This is a genomic window from Pseudaeromonas aegiceratis, from assembly GCF_046254905.1.
Lineage (GTDB): Bacteria > Pseudomonadota > Gammaproteobacteria > Enterobacterales > Aeromonadaceae > Pseudaeromonas > Pseudaeromonas aegiceratis.
Window position 1 is genome coordinate 1,265,276 of sequence record NZ_CP158016.1, and the last position, 17,866, is coordinate 1,283,141.

The 17,866-nt window shown below is 64.7% G+C and carries 15 protein-coding genes; 11 read left to right on the top strand and 4 right to left on the bottom strand.

Translation table 11 applies throughout. The features are described from left to right. Nucleotides 1–31 precede the first annotated feature (31 nt). From ABHF91_RS06030 to lolE, 3 genes are read left to right on the top strand one after another with little or no spacing between them, the layout of a single operon-like run. Nucleotides 32–1,267 (top strand): lipoprotein-releasing ABC transporter permease subunit, encoded by a 1,236-nt coding sequence (locus tag ABHF91_RS06030; RefSeq protein ID WP_409422561.1) that lies wholly within the window; start codon nucleotides 32–34, stop codon nucleotides 1,265–1,267. Beyond that, a complete protein-coding gene (gene lolD, locus ABHF91_RS06035) occupies nucleotides 1,260–1,946 on the top strand; it encodes a lipoprotein-releasing ABC transporter ATP-binding protein LolD (protein ID WP_409422562.1) in 687 nt (228 codons plus the stop codon). The genes ABHF91_RS06030 and lolD overlap by 8 nt, the downstream gene beginning before the upstream one ends. Continuing rightward, nucleotides 1,946–3,187, top strand: coding sequence for a lipoprotein-releasing ABC transporter permease subunit LolE (gene lolE, locus ABHF91_RS06040; protein ID WP_409422563.1), 1,242 nt, complete (start codon nucleotides 1,946–1,948; stop codon nucleotides 3,185–3,187). The genes lolD and lolE overlap by 1 nt, the downstream gene beginning before the upstream one ends. A gap of 70 nt (nucleotides 3,188–3,257) precedes the next feature. Here lolE and ABHF91_RS06045 read toward each other — a convergent pair whose 3' ends face one another. Continuing rightward, complete coding sequence (locus ABHF91_RS06045; protein ID WP_409422564.1) at nucleotides 3,258–3,779, bottom strand: DUF2062 domain-containing protein; 522 nt, start codon at nucleotides 3,777–3,779, stop codon at nucleotides 3,258–3,260. Here ABHF91_RS06045 and ABHF91_RS06050 point away from each other — a divergent pair. The 6 genes from ABHF91_RS06050 (at nucleotide 3,709) to fbp (ending at nucleotide 10,895) form a co-directional block, all read left to right on the top strand. Next, nucleotides 3,709–6,042 carry a DNA internalization-related competence protein ComEC/Rec2 gene (locus ABHF91_RS06050; protein WP_409422565.1) on the top strand — a complete coding sequence of 778 codons (2,334 nt, stop codon included), beginning with the start codon at nucleotides 3,709–3,711 and terminating at the stop codon, nucleotides 6,040–6,042. The two genes, ABHF91_RS06045 and ABHF91_RS06050, sit on opposite strands and share 71 nt — an antisense overlap. A gap of 33 nt (nucleotides 6,043–6,075) precedes the next feature. Continuing rightward, nucleotides 6,076–7,854, top strand: a complete 1,779-nt coding sequence (gene msbA, locus ABHF91_RS06055; RefSeq protein WP_409422566.1) for a lipid A ABC transporter ATP-binding protein/permease MsbA — start codon at nucleotides 6,076–6,078, stop codon at nucleotides 7,852–7,854. Beyond that, entirely contained in the window at nucleotides 7,851–8,828 is a 978-nt protein-coding gene (lpxK, locus tag ABHF91_RS06060; protein ID WP_409422567.1) for a tetraacyldisaccharide 4'-kinase, read from the top strand. The genes msbA and lpxK overlap by 4 nt, the downstream gene beginning before the upstream one ends. Next, nucleotides 8,812–9,000, top strand: a complete 189-nt coding sequence (locus ABHF91_RS06065) for a Trm112 family protein (RefSeq protein WP_409422568.1) — start codon at nucleotides 8,812–8,814, stop codon at nucleotides 8,998–9,000. Before lpxK ends, ABHF91_RS06065 begins: the two co-directional genes overlap by 17 nt. Next, nucleotides 8,997–9,752 carry a 3-deoxy-manno-octulosonate cytidylyltransferase gene (gene kdsB / locus ABHF91_RS06070; RefSeq protein ID WP_409422569.1) on the top strand — a complete coding sequence of 252 codons (756 nt, stop codon included), beginning with the start codon at nucleotides 8,997–8,999 and terminating at the stop codon, nucleotides 9,750–9,752. The genes ABHF91_RS06065 and kdsB overlap by 4 nt, the downstream gene beginning before the upstream one ends. A gap of 129 nt (nucleotides 9,753–9,881) precedes the next feature. Further along, a complete protein-coding gene (gene fbp / locus ABHF91_RS06075) occupies nucleotides 9,882–10,895 on the top strand; it encodes a class 1 fructose-bisphosphatase (protein WP_409422570.1) in 1,014 nt (337 codons plus the stop codon). 51 nt (nucleotides 10,896–10,946) lie between these two features. Here the strand turns inward: fbp and ABHF91_RS06080 are convergent, their stop codons facing one another. Then, on the bottom strand, nucleotides 10,947–11,915 hold the full coding sequence (locus ABHF91_RS06080; protein WP_409422571.1) for an ABC transporter substrate-binding protein: 969 nt from the start codon (nucleotides 11,913–11,915) through the stop codon (nucleotides 10,947–10,949). Nucleotides 11,916–11,999: 84 nt separating this feature from the next. Further along, nucleotides 12,000–13,340, bottom strand: a complete 1,341-nt coding sequence (gene xseA, locus ABHF91_RS06085) for an exodeoxyribonuclease VII large subunit (protein ID WP_409422572.1) — start codon at nucleotides 13,338–13,340, stop codon at nucleotides 12,000–12,002. A 166-nt stretch (nucleotides 13,341–13,506) separates the two neighbouring features. Between xseA and guaB the strand changes: the two genes are divergently transcribed. Then, nucleotides 13,507–14,970, top strand: a complete 1,464-nt coding sequence (gene guaB / locus ABHF91_RS06090; RefSeq protein WP_409422573.1) for an IMP dehydrogenase — start codon at nucleotides 13,507–13,509, stop codon at nucleotides 14,968–14,970. 95 nt (nucleotides 14,971–15,065) lie between these two features. Beyond that, a complete protein-coding gene (guaA, locus tag ABHF91_RS06095) occupies nucleotides 15,066–16,646 on the top strand; it encodes a glutamine-hydrolyzing GMP synthase (protein WP_409422574.1) in 1,581 nt (526 codons plus the stop codon). Nucleotides 16,647–16,738: 92 nt separating this feature from the next. On the opposite strand, the gene ABHF91_RS06100 is transcribed toward guaA, so the two are convergent. Beyond that, nucleotides 16,739–17,866: a Fic family protein gene (locus ABHF91_RS06100; RefSeq protein ID WP_409422575.1), complete on the bottom strand. Its 1,128-nt coding sequence runs from the start codon at nucleotides 17,864–17,866 to the stop codon at nucleotides 16,739–16,741.

A 17,866-nucleotide genomic window follows, 5' to 3' on the forward strand; every position in this document is an offset into this window, starting at 1 on the left:
TCCCTCTTTAATAGCAACGCTTGGGTTTGGCGTGAAATTCTCCATCTTCCAGCCGCTGAGCCTGGCCATCGGCCTGCGCTATGCCGGCGCCCGCGGTGACGATCGCTTCGCCTCTTTTGTCTCCCTGTTCTCCACCTTCGGTATCGCCCTCGGCGTGGCGGCCCTGATCGTCGTCAGCTCTGTGATGAACGGCTTCGAGGGGCAGTTGAAGGGCCGCATCCTGGGGGTCATTCCCCATGCGGTGCTGAGTGAACCCGACGGCCGGCTGAGCCATTGGCAGGCCCTGGCCGCGGCGCTGCCCAAACAGCCCCATGAGCTGGCCCGGGCGCCGCTCATCCGCGGCGAGGTGATGGCCCAGAGCCCGGGAGAGCTGACGGCGCTCTCCTTGATGGGCATAGATCCTGACCACTTTCCGGCCTCGGATCGGCTGGCCCAGCAGTTGGGGGCCGAGCAGCTGGCCAGGCTGACGCCCGGATCCTTCAACATCATAGTCGGCAGTGGCATCGCCCGGCGCCTGACCCTGCTGCCGGGGGACCAGGTGCGGCTGCTCTCCGGCGAGGGCAGCCGCTTCACCCCCCTGGGCCGGGTGCCCAGCCAGCGGTTGTTCACCCTGGTGGGCAGCTTCGAGGTGCGGGCCGACGTGGATGAGCAGGTGGCGCTCGTCAACCTGGAGGATGCCCGCCGCCTGCTGCGCTATGGCCCGGATCAGGTCAGCGGCCTGCGGCTGTGGCTGGATGATGCCTTCGCCGTGTCGCAAATCAACCCCGCTCGGCTACCGGACGGCCTGGTGCTGCATGACTGGCGGGAGGAGCGGGGCGAGCTGTTCCGCGCCGTGGCCATGGAGAAGCACCTCATGTCCCTGATGCTGGTGCTCATCATCATGGTAGCGGCCTTCAACATACTGTCGGCCCTGGTGATGGTGGTGCTGGACAAGCAGGGCGAGGTGGCCATCTTGCGCACCATGGGGCTGGAGACCGGCGCTGTGCTGCGGATCTTCATGGTCCAGGGCGCCTGGAGCGGCGTGATGGGGGGGCTGTTTGGCACCCTACTGGGCTGTGCCCTGGCCGCCTACCTCAATCAGACTCTGGCGCTGCTGGGGCTCAATCTCTATATGGCCGCCGGCGGTCAGGGGCTGCCGGTGGTGATGCTGCCGGGCCAGATCGCTCTCATCAGCCTGGGGGGCCTGCTCATCAGCTTCCTGGCCACCCTGTATCCGGCCTACCGGGCCGCCGCCATTCGACCTGCCGAGGCATTGCGTTATGAATAAGACCCCCCTGCTCAGTTGTCAGCAGTTGTCCAAACACTATCGGGAAGGGGAGCTGGATACCCAGGTCCTGTACCAGGTCAGCCTGCAGGTGGCCGAGGGCGAGATGCTGGCGGTGGTGGGCAGCTCGGGCTCCGGCAAGAGCACCCTGCTGCACCTGCTGGGTGCCCTGGATACCCCCAGCGCTGGCCAGGTGTTCTTCCAGCAGGCCGATATCCACAGTCTCAAGCCCAAACAGCAGGCTCGCTTTCGCAACCGGGAGCTGGGGTTTGTCTACCAGTTCCACCATCTGCTGGGGGAGTTCAGTGCCCTGGAGAACGCCGCCATGCCCCTGCTCATCGCCGGCTGCTCGGTGGCGGAGGCCAAGGCGCGGGCCACCGCCATGCTGCAACGGGTGGGGCTGGGGCATCGCCTGAGCCACAAGCCGTCGGAACTCTCCGGCGGTGAGCGGCAACGGGTGGCCATCGCCCGGGCGCTGGTGAACGAGCCCAAGCTGGTGCTGGCGGACGAGCCTACCGGCAACCTGGATCACAAGAGCGCCGAGAGCATCTACGGCCTCATGTGCGAGCTTAACCGCGAGCTGGGCACGGCGTTTGTGGTGGTGACCCACGACCGGGAGCTGGCGGCCCGCCTGCACCGGCGCATCACCCTGGTCAGTGGCCAGGTGGCGGAGGTGGCCTGATGTTCAAGCCTCTGGCGCTGTTTCTGGGGCTGCGTTACAGCCGCGCCCGGGCCCGCAGCGGCTTCGTCTCCTTCATCTCGGTGGCTTCGGTGCTGGGCATCGCCCTGGGGGTGATGGCCCTCATCATGGGCCTGTCGGCCATGAACGGTTTCGAGCAGGAGCTGCGCTCCCGGGTACTGGCGGTGATCCCCCATGGTGAGGTGGAGGCGGTGGCCGAGCCCATCGCCGACTGGCATCAGGCCCAATGGCAGCTGCAAAAGGGCGAGGGGGTGCTGGCGGTGGCGCCGCTCATCCGGGTCAACGGCATGCTGGAGAAGGGCAACCAGATGAAGGCGGTGCAGCTGCGCGCCGTGCTGCCGGAGGCCGAGACCGCCATCTCCGACGCCGATCACTACATGACGGGGGCGGGGCTCTCTGCCCTCAAGCCGGGCGAGAATGGCCTCATCCTGGGGCAGCAGCTGGCCAAGCGGCTGGGGCTCAAGCTGGGGGATGGGGTGACCCTGTTGCTGCCCAACAGCGATCCTGAGCTGGCGATGAAGGCGCCGCTGCAGCGGCGCTTCACCCTGGTGGGCCTGCTGGAGTTGGGCGGTCAGCTGGATGGCATGCTGGGCTTCATGCACCTGGCGGATGCCCAGGCGGCCCTGGGCTGGGGCGACAAGGTGCAGGGCTTCAGCCTCAAGGTGTCGGATCTGATGCAGGCCCAGAGCATCACCTTCGCCGCCGCCAACCGCTTGCCCTATCGCCTGTATGTGCGTAGCTGGATGAACTCCCAGGGCTATCTGTATCAGGACATCCAGATGGTGCGCACCGTCATGTACGTGGTGATGCTGATGGTGGTGGCGGTGGCCTGTTTCAACATCGTCTCCACCCTGGTGCTGGCGGTGAACGAGAAGCGCGGCGATATCGCCATCTTGAAGACCATGGGGGCGGGCAACTGGCAGATCCGGCTGACCTTCATGGTGCAGGGGTTGATGAACGGCCTGGCGGGGGCCATCGCGGGGGCGCTGGCGGGCAGCCTGCTCTCCCTGTTCTTGAGCGATCTCATCGCCCTGGTGGAGCGGCTGATCGGCCACCGCTTCTTGAATCCGGATATCTATTTCATCGACTTCCTGCCGTCCCAGCTGCATCTGACGGATGTGCTGCTGGTTAGCGCCGTGGCGGTGCTGATGAGCCTGCTGGCCACCCTCTACCCGGCCTGGCGGGCCAGCCGCCTGGCCCCGGCCCGGGAGCTGGGGCGCTAGCCGCTGACATCAGGCAGGATAGAAACAACAACGGCTCCCTTGGGAGCCGTTTGTTTTGTGGGGGGCTGGTTTAGCGCGGGCCGTCTTTTTTCAAACGTTGGGCCCAGCGGCGCTGTACCGAGATGCGCCACAGCAGCTGTATGCCCAGGTAACCCACCAGGCTGCAGATCACCGCCAGCATGCCACAGCCCAACAGGAAGGGCTTGCCGATGGTCTCCATCACGGTCACCAGCCAGTCCCAGCTCAGGTTCAGCTCAAATTGCACAGGTGGCATGCCCAGCACCCGGGCACCAAAATAATAGGCGAAGTAGAACATGGGGGGCATGGTCACCGGGTTGGTGAGCCACACCAGGGCCACCGACAGGGGCAGGTTGACCCGCAGCAGGATGGCGGCGCCAGCGGCCAGCGCCATCTGGAAGGGAACGGGGATCCACGCCATGAACAGGCCCACGGCAAAGGCACCGGCCGCCGAACGGCGATTCAGATGCCAGAGGTTACCATCCCCCAGCCACTTGCTGAAGATGCGCAGGTTTTTCTGCTCTCTGATCTTGGCCGGATCCGGCATCCAACGTTTAAGAAACTTCTTGGGCATCGCATGTACTTCTGTGTCTAAGGCGGGAACCCGGGGCACTGTCTTGCCCCTGTTTGCCTTGGGTGCCGTCTCTTGCGGATGGTGGCCTCAGCTGCCGGCGCCAGTCTGGGGGCTGACGTCACTGCTGCTGGGGATAGTATGCCTGGCTAAAGGTGACAGACTGATGGCAGCCGCCCTGATGGGACTGGGCTGGATGGTGCTGTTTTTTAACCTGCAGCTGGCCTGGCTGGGACTGCTTTACCAAGGCGAGACGCAACATACCATATCCGGCACCGTGCTTGAAAGCCGCGCCGACGGGCCGACCGGTCAGCTGATTGTGGAACTTTCCCGGCTGGATGCCAAGCGCCTTTGGCTGGCACCTAAGGTTCGACTGGGGCTGTATCCACCCCCGGCCAGCTTTAGCCCTGGCGACAGGCTGAGTGCCCGGGTCCGTCTGGTGCCCATGCAGGGGCTGGGAAATCCGGTGGGGTTTGATGGGCTGCGCCAGGCCCTGGGGCAGGGCATCACGGCCCGGGGCAGCCTCAAGCAACTGCTGAGCCACACGCCGGCCCCGCCGGATCTGCGTCAGCGTCTGCTGGCCCGGGCGCGCGTGGCCCTGGGCGAGGTGCCAACCGCCGGGCTGGTGCTGGCCCTGGTGTTTGGCGAGCGCGATGGGGTGGAGCAGACCCAGTGGCAGCAGCTGCGTCAGGTGGGGCTCATTCACCTGATGGCCATCTCCGGGCTGCACATCGGTCTGGCTTGTGGCCTGGGCTACCTGCTGGCACGGCTGCCCCTGTGGCTGGGGGCGGGCTACTCGCCCCGCTGGGCCTGGCTGGGCGGCGCGCTGCTGGCCCTGGGCTATGCCTATCTGGCCCACTTTTCCCTGCCTACCCAGCGGGCCTTGCTGATGCTCTGCCTGTGGATCGGCGGGCACCTGCTCCGGCGCCGCTGGGGCCGCTGGCAGCTGTGGTGGCTGACCCTGGTGGGGCTCTTGTGCCTGGATGGTTGGGCGCTGTTTAGCGCCGGTTTCTGGCTGTCCATCGCGGCGGTGGGGCTCATCTTCGTTCTCCTGTTTCTTTGGCCTCGGGCCGGGCTGTTTCGCCTGCAGCTGGGGCTGGGGGTGGGCCTGCTGCCTTGGCAGTGGGCCTATTTCGGCGGTCTCTCCTGGCTGGCGTTGCCGGTCAACCTGCTGGCGGTGCCGCTGTTTTGCCTGTGCCTCATCCCCTTGGCACTGGTCAGCACCCTGCTGTTGCCTCTGTTTCCGGATGTAGCGGCGTTGGGGCTGCAGAGTGTCGCCTGGTTGCTATGGGCGCTGATGGGGAGGCTCACCTGGCTTACCGACCAGCTGAACGGCTGGGTCTGGCTCAGTCAGCTACAGGGGGTCATCGCCTGCCTGCTGCTGGCAGCCTGGCTCGCCTGGCGCTGGCCCCAGGGGCGGGGGTTGGCGCTGAGCTGCGCCCTGGCGGCCGGTTTGTACTGGGGCCAGCCCAGGGCCCCCTGGCAGGTGACCGTGGTGGACGTAGGGCAGGGGCTGTCGGTGCTGGTGCGTCAGGGGGACGAGGGGCTGCTCTACGACACCGGCGATGCCTTTCCCGGCGGCTTCAACCTGGCGGACGCCGCCGTCCTGCCCATGCTGCGCTGGCAGGGCATTCGGCGCCTGCATGCCCTGGTGGTGAGCCATGCCGACCGGGATCACAGCGCCAACTGGCGGCGGATCTGGACGGCGCTGCCGGTGGCACGGCTCATCTCCTCCCATCGCTGGACGTCAGACACCCAAGTCTGCCTGCGGGGGCAGCACTGGCGCTGGGGGGCATTGACGCTGGAGGTGCTGTCTCCCTGGCAGGCGACGGATGGTCAGCGCAACGAGGACAGCTGCGTGCTGCGCATCAGCGATGGTCGGCAGGCCGTGCTGTTGACCGGGGATCTCACCGCCAGTTTAGAGCGGCGTCTGGTGGCGGCCGGCCAGCCAAAGGCTGATATCCTGCTGTCGCCCCACCACGGCAGCCGCTACTCCTCCACCCCCGCCTGGATAGCGGCGGTGGATCCGGCCCTGGTGGTGCACAGCGCCGGCCTGGGAAACCGCTGGGGCTTTCCCCATCCGGAGGTGCTGGCACGTTACGGCCAGCGGGCGCAATGGGTGACGGGGCAGGCGGGGGCCATCACCCTGGCCATCGGCGCCGCAGGCTGGCAGCTAGAGGGCTACCGGGCCTCGGCCCCCTGGTATCTGCGGTTTCCCCTGGGCAGCCAGTGGCTGCCCCTTGGTTGCGTGGCCCCTTGCCGGTAGAATGACGGTTTCACTCTGTCTGCATCGAGATCTATGGACCATTCCAATTCCCTGCCGCGCAGCGAGCAGGACGACGCTGCCATCCTCAAACGCCTGCTGGGCTACGTGAAGGAGCGCAAAGCCGGCCTGGCGTTGGCCATCCTGGGGATGGCGGGCTATGCCGCCGTGGACACCACCTTCGTCTACTCCATTCAGCCGCTGATCGACGATGGCCTCTCCGGCAAGGATCCAGCAGTGCTCAAATGGATGCCATTTTTCGTCATCGGCATCGTCTTTCTGCGGGGGGTGTGCAACTTTCTCTCCAACTACTTCATGGCCTGGGTAGGCAACCACGTGGTGATGAAGCTGCAGCGCCAGGTGTTCTCCCACCTGATGCAGATGCCCATGAGCTTCTTCGACCGCCACAACACCGGCAACCTGCTCTCCAAGGTGACCTACGACGCCGGCCAGGTCTCCTCCGCCGCCAGCAGCACGCTAGTCTCCCTGGTGCGGGAAGGGGCCACCGTCATCGGCCTGCTGGGCTTGATGTTCTACCACTCCTGGCAGTTGTCGCTGATCTTCTTCGTGGTGGGTCCCTTGGTGGGGGTGCTCATCGCCATCATCAGCCGGCGCTTCCGCCGCCTGAGCCGGCACATCCAGCAGGCCATGGGCAACATCACCACCGCCACCGAGCAGATGCTGCGGGGTCACAAGGAGGTGCTGATGTTCGGCGGCCAGCAGGTGGAGGCCCAGCGCTTCGACGGCGTCAGCAACCACGTGCGTCATCAGAACATGAAGCTGGTGGTGGCCGATGCCATCGGCTCGCCTGTGGTGCAGCTCATCGCCTCCCTGGCCTTGGCGGTGCTGCTGTATGTCGCCACCCTGGACGGGGTCAAGGAGACCCTGAGCGCCGGCACCTTCACCCTCATGGTCACCTCCATGATGATGCTGCTCAAGCCCCTGAAGAACCTCACCCAGATCAACGCCCAGTTCCAGCGCGGCATCGCCGCCTGCCAGAGCCTGTTTGGCCTGATGGACATGGAAGGGGAGAAGGACACCGGCAGCCTGAGCCTGGAGCGGGCCAGGGGCGACATCGAGTTCCGCCAGGTGACCTTCACCTATCCTACCAAGGAGACCCCGGCGCTGCGGGAGCTCAACCTGCATATCGCCCCGGGCAAGACGGTGGCCCTGGTGGGGCGCTCCGGCTCCGGCAAGAGCACTATCGCCAGCCTGTTGACCCGCTTCTACGATCTGCAGCAGGGCCAGATCCTGCTGGACGGTCAACCCATCGAGGCCTACCGGTTGGCGGATCTGCGCCGTCAGTTCGCCCTGGTTTCGCAACAGGTGCACCTGTTCAATGATACGGTGGCCAACAACATCGCCTACGCGGCGCAGGAGCAGTTCAGCCGCGAGCAGATCGAGGCGGCGGCCCGGCTGGCCAACGCCCACGAGTTTATCGAGAAGATGCCGGCGGGTTACGACACCCTGATCGGCGAGAACGGCGCCAACCTCTCCGGTGGTCAGCGTCAGCGCATCGCCATCGCCCGGGCCCTGTTGCGGGATTCCCCCATACTGCTGCTGGATGAGGCCACCTCGGCCCTGGATACCGAGTCCGAGCGGGCCATTCAGGAGGCCCTGGAGCGCCTGAGCCAGAGCCGCACCACCCTGGTGATCGCCCACCGCCTCTCCACCATAGAGCAGGCCGACGAGATAGTGGTAATCGACGAAGGGGTCATCGTCGAGCGGGGCGATCACGCCAGCCTGCTGGCCCAGGGGGGCGCCTACGCCGCCCTGCGCCGTACTCAGGGCCGTGAGGACGGAGCGGGGCAATGACCCCCACCTTCTGGTTCCGACCCAGCCCCTGGCGCTACCTGTTGTGGCCCCTGGCCGCACTGTTTGGTGTGGTGAGCCGGCTGCGTCGGGCCCTGTATCGCGGCGGTCTGCTGCCGGCCTATCGTTCACCCCTGCCGGTGATCGTGGTGGGGAACCTGAGCGTCGGTGGCAACGGCAAGACGCCTGTGGTCATCTGGCTGGTGGAGCGGCTGCAGGCGGCCGGTTTCCGGCCCGGGGTGGTGAGTCGCGGCTACGGCGGCCAGGCGGCGCACTATCCGCTGCTGCTGACACCCACCACCACCACGACCGAGGCGGGGGACGAGCCTGTGCTCATCGCCCGACGCACCGGCTGCCCGGTGACCGTGGCCCCCAAGCGGGCCGAGGCCGTGCGCTGCCTGGAGCAGCAGGGGGTGGATGTGATCCTCTGCGATGACGGCCTGCAGCACTACGCTCTAGCGCGGGATCTGGAGCTGGTGGTGATGGATGGCGAGCGCCGGCTGGGCAATGGCGCCCTGCTGCCCATGGGCCCGCTGCGGGAGGGGCCTGAGCGGTTGGCCACCGTGACGGCGGTGATCTGTAACGGTGGCACGCCGCAACCCGGCGAGCTGGCCATGACCCTTGAGCCGGCATTGCCCCGGCGCGTGCTGGACGACAGCACCGGGCTCGATGCCCGGGAGGTGGATGCCCTGGCGGGCATCGGCCATCCGCCGCGCTTCTTTGCCACCTTGCGCCAGCTGGGCTACCGGCTGGTGCAGGCGGTGCCCTTTGCCGACCACCAGGCCTTCGATGCCCAGGTCCTGCGGGAGCAGTTCGGTCAGCGGCCCCTGCTGATGACCGAAAAAGACGCGGTCAAGTGCCGGGACTTCGCCCTGGCCGACTGGTGGTACTTGCCGGTGGCGGCCCAGCTGCCTGACGCCCTGGCCCACACTATTCTCACTTTTTTGAAGGAGCGCTCTCATGGCACTGGATCCTAAGTTGCTCGATATCGTCGCCTGCCCGGTCTGCAAGGGCAAACTCAGCTATGACAAGGCCAAGGCCGAGCTGATCTGCCGGGTGGATCGCCTGGCCTATCCCATTGAAGAGGACATCCCTGTGTTGCTGGAGAACCGGGCCCGTCAACTGACCAGCGACGAGTTGCCGGCATGAGCTTCGTGGTGGTGATACCGGCGCGGTATGACTCGACCCGGTTGCCAGGCAAACCTCTGGCGGACATTCACGGCAAGCCCATGATCCAGCGGGTGGCGGAGCAGGCGCTGCAGGCCGGCGCCAGTCAGGTGATCGTCGCCACCGACGATGAGCGGGTGGCCCGGGCGGTGCAGCTGGCCGGCGTGGAGGTGTGTCTCACCGGCCGCCAGCACAATTCCGGCACCGAGCGGCTGGCTGAGGTCTGCCAGCGCTACGGCTTTGCCGAGGACACCATAGTGGTGAACGTGCAGGGGGATGAACCCCTGATCCCGCCGGCGATCATCAGCCAGGTGGCCAATAACCTGGCCCACAGCCAGGCACCCATGGCCACCCTGGCGGTACCCATCGAGTCGGAGGCGGAGATCTTCAATCCCAATGCGGTCAAGGTGGTGATGGACGCCCAGGGCTATGCCCTGTACTTCAGCCGGGCCCCCATCCCTTGGGATCGGGACGGCTTCGCCCGTCAGCCGCGCCAGTGGCGCCAGCTCTATGCCCGCCATCTGGGGATCTACGCCTATCGCGCCGGCTTCATCGGCCGTTATGTGGCCTGGGAGGCCAGCCCGCTGGAACAGATCGAATCGCTGGAGCAGCTGCGGGTGCTCTGGCATGGGGAGCGCATCCATGTGGCCCTGGCGGAGGCGGTGCCGCCGGTCGGGGTGGATACCCCCGAGGATCTGGAACGGGTGCGGGCGATCATCGCCGCCACCCACTAACGAGCAGACGCCGCTCCTTGTGAGCGGCGTCTGGTTTTTCTGCTTTCCCTCACTTGCTGAATCGATTTTTCTGTGGTCATTGCGTGGATGCCGCTATGGTGAAGAAACCGCTTTCAATGAGGCAAGGCTATGCAGATAGGGACCACGGTCGGCGAATTTATCATCCGTCAGCAGGCGGATTTTCCCCACGCCACGGGGGAGCTCAGCTCCTTGCTCTCCTCCATCGAGTTGGCGGCCAAGATCGTCAACCGGGAGATCAACCGGGCGGGGCTGAGTCACCACATCCTGGGCTCCATGGGGCAGACCAACGTGCAGGGGGAGGAGCAGCAGAAGCTGGACTGGTATGCCAATGAGCAGTTCAAGCTGGCATTGGCGGCCCGGGGGGAGGTGTGTGGCCTGGCCTCGGAGGAGGAGGAGGACTTCGTCGCCTTCGACCCCTTGCAGGGGCGTCACTCCAAGTATGTGGTGCTGATCGATCCCCTGGACGGCTCCTCCAACATCGATGTCAACGTCTCGGTCGGCACCCTCTTTTCCATCTACCGCCGCCTGACCCCGGTGAACACGCCGGTGCAGCTGGATGATTTTCTGCAGTCGGGGCGGGCCCAGGTGGCGGCTGGTTACATCATCTACGGCTCCTCCACCATGCTGGTGTACAGCACGGGGCGTGGGGTGAACGGCTTCACACTGGATCCCTCCCTGGGCAGTTTCTGCCTGTCCCATCCCCAGATGCAGATCCCGACCCAGGGACGCATCTACTCCATCAACGAGGGCAACTATCTGAAGTTTCCCGCCGGGGTGAAGCAGTACCTCAAGTACTGTCAGGCCATTGAGAACGACGAGGGGCGGCCCTACACGGCGCGCTACATCGGCTCCCTGGTGGCGGACGTGCATCGTAACCTGCTCAAGGGCGGCATCTACCTCTATCCCGCCGGCAGCAATGCCCCCCAGGGCAAGCTGCGGCTGCTGTACGAGTGCAATCCGTTGGCGCTGCTGATTGAGCAGGCAGGCGGGTTGGCGACGGACGGTCAGACTCCGATACTGGACCTGCCGCCCCAGGCGTTGCATCAGCGCACGCCCTTCTACGCCGGCTCCCGTGACATGGTGTTGCGGCTGCAGGGCTTATTGGCTGAGCATGGCGCTTAAGTCATAAAGAAAAGACAGCCGTTAGGCGCCTTTTTTGCCACGGGAACCGAGTCAAGGCCGCCAGTTGAGCGGACTGTTTTCTCTGGGCTTGGGGACCAGCTGCCAGCGTTGCAGCTGGCTGCGGCTGAACCAGTAGCTGGCGCGCTCGCCGATGCGGATCGGCAGGGCCGAGGCCGGGGTGCCGCTCAGGATGCGCTGGGCCAGTTGACCGGCCAAAATGCCCTGATCGTAGCCGTGGATCACCAGGCCCCCCACGGCACCTTGGGGACCGATGCTGAATTCCCAGAAGGCAAACAGCGGCACAGGGCTGTGCTGGGCGCTCCACTGCAGCACCGTCTCGGCGTCCACCGGCAGGCCATCGGCGTCCTTGAGGGTGTGATAGAGGCCGATGAACAGGGCCTGATAACCGGTCTCTTTGGCCTTGAGCACCTGTTGTTGCCATTGCTGGTAGTCGTTGGTCTGGGCCAGATCCACCCGCAATCGGCCCAAGGTAACCGTTTGCTTGGCGCCAAAATTGTCCATCAGGGCGGTGCTGGAGACAGAGCTGGCATCAAATAGCACCTTGACCTGGCTGGCATCGCCCAGCATCTGGGTCATCTCCAACAGGTTGCGTTTCATCAGGGGCCGCTCCAGCACCCCAGTGATGAGGGGCTGACCATAGACCCCCACGTGCCGGGGATTGTCGTTCATGCCGAGAAACACCACAGGGGTGCCGTGATTGGCGATGCGCAGCGCCAGCAGATCGATGGCGTTGTCATCACCGAGAATGACCAGATCCGGCTTCTGCTGCAGATAGGCGCGCCAAGCCTGGTCGCCTTGGGCGGCGAACTGGCTGGGGGGCAGGCGTTTGGTGTCCAGGTAGACATGGCTGAGCTGCTGGCCGGGCAGGGCGACCGCCAGGCCACGACTGTATTCCAGGATCCAGGGATGACCTGGGTGATAGCTATGGATCACCATGACGTTCGCCGCCGAGGTCCAGGCGCTGAACAGCCACAGTAGCAGGCAAAGCCAGCGGGTCATCTGCACCTCCCTATGCGGATTCAAGGAATCATACTAACCCAGTTTTACCGGCCACTACTGCGAGTCAACGCAGAGAGTCTGGCATCAGGCCAGGCGTTTTAGCACCTTGAGGCGCAGGCGTCCCTCATGCAGGCGGGTTTCCACCTCGTCCCCCTCTGCCACCTGCCGACTGCTATGCAACAGGGTGCCCTGGCTGTCATAGGTGAGGGCGTAGCCTCGGGCCAGTATGGCCAGGGGGCTCAAGTCCTGCAGGCGGGCGACCGCCAGGGCCAGTCGTTGGCCACAACGGTGGGTTTGCGTTTGCGCAGCCAGGACGAGCCCATGTTCCAGTTGGGCCAGTCGCTGCCGCTGGTGGGCCAATCCCTGGGCCGGGCTGGCGGCCAGCAGGCGCTGCCGTAGCCGTTCCAGCCGTTGGGCGGCCGGCAGGGGCAGGCGTTGACCGGCCTGCTCTAGCCGCGCCAGCAAGCGATCCCAGCCTTGCTGGCGTTGCTGCAACTGACGCAGGGGATCCTGCTGTTGCAGGCGGCGCGCCAGCAGCTGCAGCGGTTGCTGCTGCAGGGCCAGGCGATGACGAAGGCTGCGCTCCAGACGGCGGGCCAGCAGGGCGAGGCGCTCCTGGCGGTGGCCCAGATCTGGGCTCACCAGCTCGGCGGCGGCCGACGGGGTGGGGGCGCGCAGGTCGGCGGCGAAGTCCGCCAGGCTGACGTCCGTCTCATGGCCCACGGCACTGACGATGGGGATGGGACTGGCGGCGATGGCCCGTACCAGGCGTTCATCGTTGAAGCACCAGAGATCTTCCAGAGCGCCGCCGCCGCGGCCGATGAGCAGCACGTCACATTCGGCCCGGGACCAGGCCTGTTCCAGGGCCTGCAGCAGGCGCGGCGCGGCCTCGGCGCCCTGTACCGGACTGGGATAGAGCACCACCGGCAGATCCGGTGCCCGGCGGGCCAGCACCTGCAGCATGTCGCGGATGGCGGCGCCGGTGGGGGAGGTGATGATGCCAATCTGGCGCGGATGCCGGGGCAGGGGCCGCTTACGCTCCTGGGCAAACAGCCCCTCGGCCTGCAGGCGCTGCTTGAGCTGCTCCAGCTGCAGCTGCAGCTGCCCCTCGCCAAACAGTCGCATGCTCTCCACCACCAGCTGGTAGTCGCCTCTGGGCTCGTACAAGGAGAGCTTCGCCTGCACCAGCACCTGTTGGCCGTCCTGGGGACGAAAGGCCACCCGGCGGTTATTGCCACGGAACATGGCACAGCGCACCTGGGCGCCGGGATCCTTCAGGCTGAAGTACCAGTGCCCAGAGCCGTGCAGCACCAGATTGGACAGTTCGCCGGTCAACCAGACCTGGCCGATTTCATCTTCCAGCAACAGGCGGACGGTACGGTTGAGGTGGCTGACGGTGAACGGCTGGCTGGGTGTGGTCAACATGGGGCGGCTCATTTGTGACGGAGGCAACATTATGGTGAGGACGGCGGCTCAAAAAAACGTTTTGCTGAAAAAAACACAAAGTGCTTTACCTGCAGGGGGGAACTGCCTAGAATCTCGCTGCAATATTTTACCCACCTCCCACAACCGCTTTAGGTGAGATATTGCCATGTTACGGATTGCTAAAGAAGCCCTGACCTTCGACGATGTGTTGTTGGTTCCGGCACACTCCCTCGTTTTGCCCCATACCGCCGATCTGCGTACTCGCCTGACGCATGATATTCAGCTGAACATTCCCATGGTCTCCGCTGCCATGGATACCGTTACCGGTGCCCGGCTGGCCATTGCCCTGGCTCAGGAAGGCGGACTCGGTTTCATCCACAAGAACATGTCCATCGAAGAACAGGCCGACAAGGTACGCCGAGTCAAGAAGTTCGAGAGCGGCATAGTGGCGGATCCCGTCACGGTTCACCCCGAGATGACCATCGCCGACATCAAGGAGCTGACCTACCGCAATGGGTTTGGTGGCTTCCCCGTGGTTACCAATTCCGGCGAGCTTGAAGGCATCATCACGGGTCGTGACGTGCGTTTCGTCACCGATCTCTCCATCAAGGTGCACGAGGTGATGACGCCCAAGTCCCGCCTGGTGACGGTGCGGGAAAATGCCTCCCGTGAAGAGGTGCAGGCCCTGATGCAGAAGCACCGCATCGAGAAGGTGCTGATCACCGACGACCAGTTCCACCTGAAGGGCATGATCACCGTCAAGGATTTCCAGAAGGCCGAGCGCAAGCCCAACGCCTGTAAGGATGCCATGGGCCGTCTGCGGGTTGGTGCCGCCGTCGGCGCCGGTGCCGGCAACGAAGAGCGGGTCAAGGCCTTGGTGGAAGCCGGGGTCGACGTGCTGCTCATCGACTCCTCCCACGGTCACTCCCAGGGTGTCCTGGATCGCATCAAGGCGACCCGTGAAGCCTTCCCGCAGCTGCAGATCGTCGGTGGCAACGTGGCCACCGCCGCCGGTGCCCTGGCGCTGGCCGAGGCCGGTGTCAACGCCGTCAAGGTGGGGATCGGTCCTGGCTCCATCTGTACTACCCGTATCGTCACCGGCTGCGGCGTGCCGCAGATCACTGCGGTGGCCGATGCGGTGGATGCGCTGGCCGGCAGCAAGATCACCGTCATCGCCGACGGCGGTATCCGCTTCTCCGGCGACATCTCCAAGTCCCTGGTGGCAGGTGCCAACTGTGTCATGGTGGGCTCCATGTTCGCCGGCACCGAGGAGTCTCCCGGCGAGATCGAGCTGTACCAAGGACGCTCCTTCAAGTCCTACCGCGGCATGGGCTCCCTGGGCGCCATGTCCAAGGGTTCTTCCGATCGTTACTTCCAGTCCGACAACGCCGCCGACAAGCTGGTGCCGGAGGGGATCGAAGGCCGGGTGGCTTACAAGGGGCTGCTCAAGGAGATCATCCACCAACAGATGGGTGGCCTGCGCTCCGCCATGGGCCTGACCGGCTGTGCCACCATCGACGATCTGCGCACCAAGGCCGAGTTCGTCAAGATCACCGGCGCCGGGATCAAGGAATCCCATGTGCACGATGTGACCATCACCAAGGAAGCGCCCAACTATCGCATGGGCTAACGTGACAGGCGGGGCGCAGGCCCCGTCTTGCTTTATTCCTTTCGTGTTTATCACCGGCACAGACGTGTGCCGGTCAGTTAATTATCAGGGCCATCATGAGCAAAAACATTCACGACCAACGCATCCTGATCCTGGACTTCGGCTCCCAGGTGACCCAGCTGATCGCTCGCCGTGTGCGGGAGATCGGGGTCTACTGTGAACTGTGGGCCTGGGACGTCACCGAAGAGCAGATCCGTGAGTTCAACCCCAACGGCATCATCCTCTCCGGCGGTCCCGAGTCCGTGACCGAAGCCGACAGCCCCCGGGCACCGCAATACGTGTTTGAGGCCGGCGTGCCGGTACTGGGCATCTGCTATGGCATGCAGACCATGGCCGAACAGCTGGGTGGCAAGGTGGAAGGGGCCACCACTCACCGCGAATTTGGCTATGCCCAGATCGAGGTGAAGGCCGAGACCGCGTTGTTCAGCCATATCGAAGACGCCGTCGGCGCCGAAGGCCAGGCCATGCTGGATGTGTGGATGAGCCACGGTGACAAGGTCGCGCAGATCCCGGCCGGCTTCGCCACCACCGCCAACACTCCCAGCTGCCCCCATGCCGCCATGAGCGACGAGTCCCGCCGCTTCTACGGCGTGCAGTTCCACCCCGAGGTGACCCACACCCGCCAGGGCGCCCGCATGCTGGAGAACTTCGTAAAAAATATCTGCGGCTGTGACTCCCTGTGGACCCCCAGCACCATCATCGAGGATGCGGTGGCCCGCATTCGCGAACAGGTGGGGGATGACGAGGTGATCCTGGCCCTGTCCGGTGGCGTGGACTCTTCCGTGGTGGCCATGCTGCTGCAACGCGCCATCGGCAAGCAACTGACCTGCGTGTTCGTCGACAACGGTCTGCTGCGGCTGAACGAAGGCCAGCAGGTGATGGAGATGTTCGGTGACCACTTCGGTCTCAACATCGTCAAGGTGGATGCCGAGGAGCGCTTCCTGAGCGCCCTGGCCGGCGAGGCGGATCCGGAAGCCAAGCGCAAGATCATAGGCCGGGTGTTCGTCGAGGTGTTCGACGACGAGGCCAAGAAGCTGACCAACGTCAAGTGGCTGGCTCAGGGCACCATCTATCCGGACGTCATCGAGTCTGCCGCCTCCAAGACCGGCAAGGCCCATGTGATCAAGTCCCACCATAACGTCGGCGGCCTGCCCGAAGACATGAAGATGGGGCTGGTGGAGCCGCTGCGCGAGCTGTTCAAAGATGAAGTACGCCGCGTCGGTCTGGAGCTGGGCCTGCCTTATGACATGCTCTACCGTCACCCCTTCCCGGGCCCAGGCCTGGGGGTCCGCGTGCTGGGCGAGGTGAAGAAGGAGTACTGCGACCTGCTGCGCCGTGCCGATGCCATCTTCATCGAAGAGCTGCGCAAGGCCGATCTGTACCACAAGGTGAGCCAGGCGTTCGTGGTGTTTCTGCCGGTGCGCTCCGTGGGCGTGATGGGCGACGGTCGCAAGTACGACTGGGTGGTCTCCTTGCGTGCCGTGGAGACCATCGACTTTATGACCGCCCACTGGGCGCACCTGCCCTACGAGCTGCTGGGTCATGTCTCCAACCGGATCATCAACGAGATCAACGGCATCAGCCGCGTGGTCTACGATGTCTCCGGCAAGCCGCCCGCAACGATCGAGTGGGAATAAGCCGGCGTTAGAGTCGAGTGAGGTCTTAGCGCAGAGAGCCCATGGCAACATGGGCTTTTTTTATCTGATCTCTGCACTATTTCTCACGCCGCTCACCCCATCTTGATCTGATAGCGGGTATTCCTGCCGCCTCCTGGCAATTTCTCAAGACAGCCTTTCTCCAATAAGCCGGCCAGATGGCGCGTGGCCGTGGCCTTACTGACCTTGGCCACCCTCTGATATTGGCTGGCGCTGATGCCCTGCAAAAAGCAGTTCTCGCCCCCGTCTAACAGCCGGTTTAGCACCTTGATCTGCTCGGTACTCAGCCGCTCACTACCGTGTTGCTGCCAGAACCGGCTCTTGGCCAGAGTGCGGGTGATCGCCTGCTGGGCCAGTTCTAATGTGGCATTCAATGTATCCAGAAACCAGACCAGCCAGGCAGTGATATCCAGGCCGCCTTTTTGGGCCTGCTCCAGCACCCGATAGTAATCGGCGCGCCGTTCTAGGATCGCTACCGACATGGCATACAAACGGATGCTCTGGCTATCGGCCTGGGAGAGTGCCAGATCGGTGAGGGCGCGGGTGATGCGACCATTGCCATCATCAAACGGGTGCAAGGTGACAAACCAGAGGTGGCAGATGGCGGCACGCAGCAGTGGATCCTGGCTGGGGTCGTTCAGGCTGGCGTTGAACCAGTCGATAAAGGCGGCCAATGCCGATTCGAGTCCCTGGCGTGGCGGAGCCTCGAAATGTACGGTTGGGCGATCCAGTCGTCCAGATACCACCTGCATCGGCTCTTCACCGCGCAGCTGACCCACGCGCACGCGCTGTAATGTCCAGTCAGCGGCGGGAAACAACCACTGATGCCATTGCAGCAGGCGCTCCAGGGTCAGCGGCTGATGTCGATTGTCGATGGCATCGAGCATCATGGCAGCCAGGCCTTCGGAGCGATCCGAGATGGGGTAGGTCTGCTCTTCGGATACGCCAAGCCGACGGGCCAGTGATGAGCGCACCGATTGCGCATTGAGCCGTTCATCTTCAATGGCCGAGGAGGCGAGGATATTCGCCAGCAGGGTATCCAGCGCCTGGTCTTGTTGTGCCTGCGTCGAGCCTTGGGCAGCATGGGTGCCAAGCAGCAGCCCCAGATTGCGTTGCGCCGTCCGTAGCCGTGGCTGTAGTGGTTCAGTCTGCCAGCAAAAGTGCGGCCAGCCTTGCTGTTGCCAGATCCAGTTAGCGGTCAT

Excerpts from the sequence above, each read along its gene's own strand:
- lolD (WP_409422562.1), top strand. The coding sequence starts at position 1,260 with ATGAATAAGACCCCCCTGCTCAGTTGTCAGCAGTTGTCCAAACACTAT.
- lolE (WP_409422563.1), top strand. The coding sequence starts at position 1,946 with ATGTTCAAGCCTCTGGCGCTGTTTCTGGGGCTGCGTTACAGCCGCGCC.
- ABHF91_RS06050 (WP_409422565.1), top strand. The coding sequence starts at position 3,709 with ATGCGCAGGTTTTTCTGCTCTCTGATCTTGGCCGGATCCGGCATCCAA.
- ABHF91_RS06045 (WP_409422564.1), bottom strand. The coding sequence starts at position 3,779 with ATGCCCAAGAAGTTTCTTAAACGTTGGATGCCGGATCCGGCCAAGATC.
- msbA (WP_409422566.1), top strand. The coding sequence starts at position 6,076 with ATGGACCATTCCAATTCCCTGCCGCGCAGCGAGCAGGACGACGCTGCC.
- lpxK (WP_409422567.1), top strand. The coding sequence starts at position 7,851 with ATGACCCCCACCTTCTGGTTCCGACCCAGCCCCTGGCGCTACCTGTTG.
- ABHF91_RS06065 (WP_409422568.1), top strand. The coding sequence starts at position 8,812 with ATGGCACTGGATCCTAAGTTGCTCGATATCGTCGCCTGCCCGGTCTGC.
- kdsB (WP_409422569.1), top strand. The coding sequence starts at position 8,997 with ATGAGCTTCGTGGTGGTGATACCGGCGCGGTATGACTCGACCCGGTTG.
- fbp (WP_409422570.1), top strand. The coding sequence starts at position 9,882 with ATGCAGATAGGGACCACGGTCGGCGAATTTATCATCCGTCAGCAGGCG.
- ABHF91_RS06080 (WP_409422571.1), bottom strand. The coding sequence starts at position 11,915 with ATGACCCGCTGGCTTTGCCTGCTACTGTGGCTGTTCAGCGCCTGGACC.
- xseA (WP_409422572.1), bottom strand. The coding sequence starts at position 13,340 with ATGTTGACCACACCCAGCCAGCCGTTCACCGTCAGCCACCTCAACCGT.
- guaB (WP_409422573.1), top strand. The coding sequence starts at position 13,507 with ATGTTACGGATTGCTAAAGAAGCCCTGACCTTCGACGATGTGTTGTTG.
- guaA (WP_409422574.1), top strand. The coding sequence starts at position 15,066 with ATGAGCAAAAACATTCACGACCAACGCATCCTGATCCTGGACTTCGGC.
- ABHF91_RS06100 (WP_409422575.1), bottom strand. The coding sequence starts at position 17,866 with ATGACCGCTAACTGGATCTGGCAACAGCAAGGCTGGCCGCACTTTTGC.